At 32.0% G+C, this 4,717-nt stretch carries 3 protein-coding genes; all 3 read right to left on the bottom strand.

Annotated elements, in window-relative coordinates:
• Positions 1-1,964: diguanylate cyclase domain-containing protein (locus J6D32_RS08870; protein WP_287467573.1), on the bottom strand; the 1,964-nt coding region annotated here is incomplete at its 3' end.
• Between the two features lie 112 nt (positions 1,965-2,076).
• Positions 2,077-4,029: a diguanylate cyclase domain-containing protein gene (locus tag J6D32_RS08875; RefSeq protein ID WP_287467574.1), complete on the bottom strand. Its 1,953-nt coding sequence runs from the start codon at positions 4,027-4,029 to the stop codon at positions 2,077-2,079.
• A 126-nt stretch (positions 4,030-4,155) separates the two neighbouring features.
• On the bottom strand, positions 4,156-4,717 hold a 562-nt coding region (locus J6D32_RS08880), incomplete at its 5' end, for an oxidoreductase (protein ID WP_287467576.1).

Below are 4,717 nucleotides of genomic sequence, written 5' to 3' on the forward strand. Positions count from 1 at the left end.
GAAGAGGTTGTAAACTTATTATTACCACGCTGTCTTGATTTTTCTAAGTTGTTCGTTGCCAACTTAATTTGTTGATCGATTGCCTCTTCTGAATCTAGGATGCCACTGCTAATCCCTGCACTAATCGTCAGACGTCTATCTTTTAAATCGGTTGAATTTTCAATATTTAAATCGTAGATTGTTTGCATTAAATGCATTAAATTAGGAACACATGCTTCCTTTGAATGATACGACACAATAATAAATTGATTGCCCAAATGACGTGAAATATATTCATTTTCAAAAATCTCTTTAATACAATTCGCCAAAGTCTTTAAGGCCTCATCACCTGATAAATAACCATAAACTTCATTATATCGTTTAAAATGATCATACTGTAAGACGATAAACGTAAACTCATTTCCTTGCCCAATATAAGCCTGTAACCTCTGATACAAAGACTTTTTCGTTAATGTTTTAGTCAATCCCTCCCTATCCTTATCGTGCTCCAATGAATTTATTTCTTCTTGCTTCATGTAGATAAAGCGCGCGACCGCTCCAATACTCGCACCTAAAGAAAGAATGATTATTCCAATATCGCCAATAGCTTGAATTCTAGCTTCTTTAAACTCTAACTTGGTTTCATCATAAATTTCTTCCAAGTTCACAGCTTCTACGTTTTCCTCAAAATCATAAAATCTTTTTCTTTTATCAGCTAACACATCATACGCTAACGCATAATAACCAAGCTTCATATTAATCGATAAAATTTCATTCAATAGATCAAATTTTATAAAATAAAATAGATTGGAATTCTCAATCAAGTGATAAAGTTCTGTATACTTTAAGATAATTTTCTCCCCATGCATCCCTTCTAAAACCAAACGCTCTAAATACAGTTTTTCAATCCACCAACCGAGTTCTATATCCCTAACTTTCTCATTAAGCAAATCAGCCTCATTGAGGTAATTCTGCCCTAAAATCAGATTTCCGTCCTTCAGCGCGGCTTCTGCTTTTAAAATCACAACATATAACTGTGGCAACCACTTATTTTCTTCTTTAAAATGAATCATCTCTCTTTCATACTCTTCTAAAAATAGCATCGCTGCTTCATAACCTTGAGTATAGTGAATAGAGTTTACAAAGGGTTTTAAATAATACATACTACGATTCGGTTCCAATATAAAAACATATTCCTTTAATAGTTCGATTACTTGTTTATAATCTTCCATTAAATAATAGAAACTGCCCAATTTTAGAGTTAATTCACGCTCTTTATTGACGCATTGTATTTCACGACTCAGTTCCAAGCCGTGAGTTAACACAGCAATCGCTTGATCATATTCCCCGAACATCACATAAAGATCTGAAAATAAAATCTGATTTTCTATTTCTTGATTATCGGTTTTACTTAACATATCAACGACTTCTAATAACTCAATGGCTCGATAATACTGATCAGTAAACAATAAAATACCTTGCGCATAACGTTGATAAACTCTTAATTTAAGGTTATCCGAGTTTATTAAATTAGTAGCCATTTGAAAATAGTTTTCTGCTTCTTCCACCTGGTTCAGTGCTAAATAATTAACCGCTAACTCCCCATAAACTTGACCTAAAAAATTAGCAGAACTTTTCGAATTAATACTGATGGATTGAAAATAAAGATTGTTCGATTCTTCGTAATTTTCTTTCATTCCTTCCATATATCCTAAGGCAAAATAAGCTTTTTGCAGACTATAACGGCTCTTCATTTGCGATAGCTCTTGCGTTATTTTATCCTCATATTTTTGTATTTCATCTTGTGGCATGTCATACAACTTGATTTCATCTAGCTGATTCCAAAACTGATCTGTATAGGTTTCTATTTTTAAAAAATTTGCAGTCTTTATGAAATATCCCATTATAAAAATTAAAAAAAATCCCCAAAATAAATACCTAACTTTTACTTTTAAAAGCTTATTCCCTTTTCTAACGATAACCATCCCCCCGAGCACTACTTTATATTATACCATTTTTAGACAAAAAAAGATTTTTATCATTGATTTTTTTCCATACTTTTACAAAATAAAAGAACTCATTTATAGATGAGTTCTTTTATACGGTAAAGGTATTACATCCTCTTTGTCTTGAAACTTCTAAATGGTGTGACGCTACTTTAATATAGTGATCGATATCCTGCTTAGAGTGAATGATGCCGCTACTTAATCCTGCACTAACCGTCATTCGCCTATGCTCTAAAACAAGTGTATTGATAATATTCAAGTCATATATCATCTGTAAAAGTTTTTTTACTTTAAGAACACAATTTTCTTTAGAGTCAGTGGAAACAATAATAAAGAAATGCCCCGAATGACGGGCAATATACTCTTGAGTAAAGGTGTTTTTAATTTGATTCGACAATATTCTAATAATATGATCGCCATTTAAGTATCCGTAAACTTCATTATATCGCTTTAAATCATCATACTGAACAACGGTAAACGTCAATTCTTGCCCGAAATATTTTTCTAATCTGTTATATAGAGCAGACTTCGTTAAAGTATGGGTCAAAGAATCAAAATCTTTTTGAGCTTCGACTTCTGTCACTAAATCTAGTATTCTCTTTTTATGATTGGATATTAAATACACAATCGACCCTATGCCCATTGTTGTGATTGATATCATAAAGAATAAAACAATCCTTTTGCTTACATTTCGATTTTGTCTCTCTTCTTTCGTTTTAAGATAAATCTCATTTAAATCAATAAGGTCATCATCAAGTAATTCATTATCAACAATCTGAGCACGACTCTTCATCGCATCATAAGCCAATGAATAATGATTAAGCTTTAAACTTTGATTTATAATTTCATCTAGCAAACTAATTTTACTAATAAAATATATGTCAGAAGATGCAATTTTTTTATACAAGTCAATATACTGCTCAAGGATTTGATCACTTTTTTCACCTTTTAAGACCAAAATATCTAAGTCTATTTTTTGTATCCAATAGTTTAACATCGCATGGAGACTTGTCGCATTTTTTTCGTAAATAACTCGTGCTCGATTAAGATAAATCTTTGCAATCTCTGGTTTATTTTCAAAAACTGACAATTCTGCTTGTAATAATTCTACCCAAAACTGTAACCAAATTTCGTGATCCGTCATCGAATTTTTAACACTCTCGATGTGTTGATTCAAAAATTCAATGGCATAATCATATCCATAAACCATTCGTAAAGATTTAGCTAGCTGCTCAAAATAAATGTTTAAATCAAGATCTCCCCATGTTAGCAAACAGGGATATAGCGTTTCAACTGCTTCTTCATAATTTTTATTTAAAAAATAGGCGTTTCCTAATTCAATCGTAATCGCCCGCTGGAGATTTTTATAGTCGTTCCAAACAGATACTTCAAAAGCATCTAACAGATAGTTAATGCTTTTACTATATTGGCCAGAGAACAAATAAATTTTAGCTAATAACCTTAAATTTTGAATTTCTTGAAATGGTTCTTGTTTTTTAGTTTTATTAGACTCCAATATTTTTATAATTTGTGCCTTGTAATCTTTTGTATAATCTAAGGCCTGTGAGAATCGATAATTCAAACTCATCACTTCCGCTTCATCGTCTTTAAAAGCTTGAAGCGCCAAATTATAATACTCAAATCCTTTTTCGATTTGCCCTTGATGAATCGCATTAAAGCTTAACTCCCGATAGACCATTCCACATAAAGTATCACAATGCAGGCTATCTATGCTTAATGCTCGATAATAATAATCATTTGATTGATTATAATCTTCATTTAATGATTCAATATAACCTAAAGAAAAATAGCTGTGTTTTAACGCGTCACGGTGTCCGGTTCCTTTAACTTCTTGTTGAATTTTATCCCTATAAAATTTAAGATTATTTTTTAAATCATCTTCCTGAATTGTCCCTATTTTATTCAAAAAATCTTTCGTCATAGGAGGTAATGTTAAATAATCAACAGCTAAACCTATACATATGACAGTCACGATAATAAAAAAAATTAATATTGCTTTGAAAGATTTTGACTTCAAAACCATCTCTCCCCTATTCAAACCCAATCCAATTCACTTCTATCACAAAGGTACCATATTTCTCCACAATATAACAATATTTTCTATAATTATACACAAAAAATCCTGATAAAATTTTTTATCAGGATTTTTTTATTCCATTCGAATGCAGCGTCTACCCTCACGATAATAAAGACCGTAACAACGGTTACATGAGACACACTTTGATTTATGGCCTGCTTTTAATTGTCTAACGAGATTTGGTTCACAAATAAAAGGACGACTAAATGAAACCATGGCGATTCCATTTTGCAAAACGTGCTCAATATCAGATAAGGTTCGAATCCCTCCCACTAAGATTAATGGAACAGTTGTTAATTCTGCTAGTCTTGAGGCACGTTCTAAATAGTAATTGTGATCGGTATATTTTTTCTTGCCTAAGTCGCATCCGCTTAGTTCGACCGCTTCCACTCCAAGAGCTTCAAGTTCGTTGAGCATATAAAGTAAATCTGATTCATACGCTTCGTCATTTAGTTCAACATTACTATTGATTTTGACCAATATTGGATAATTTTCTCCGCAAGCTTGTTTGATTCCTAATATGATTTCGCGTGGGAATCGGAATCTATTTTCGACGCTCCCACCATACTCATCCTGTCTTAAATTATGTTGGGGCGTAATGAATTCACTTAATAGATAACCGTGAGCCATATGA

Source organism: Turicibacter sp., from assembly GCF_017941855.1.
In the GTDB taxonomy this organism is placed as follows: domain Bacteria; phylum Bacillota_I; class Bacilli_A; order MOL361; family Turicibacteraceae; genus Turicibacter; species Turicibacter sanguinis.

Coding starts and splice junctions, on each gene's coding strand:
- J6D32_RS08875 (WP_287467574.1), bottom strand. CDS start 4,029: ATGGTTTTGAAGTCAAAATCTTTCAAAGCAATATTAATTTTTTTTATT.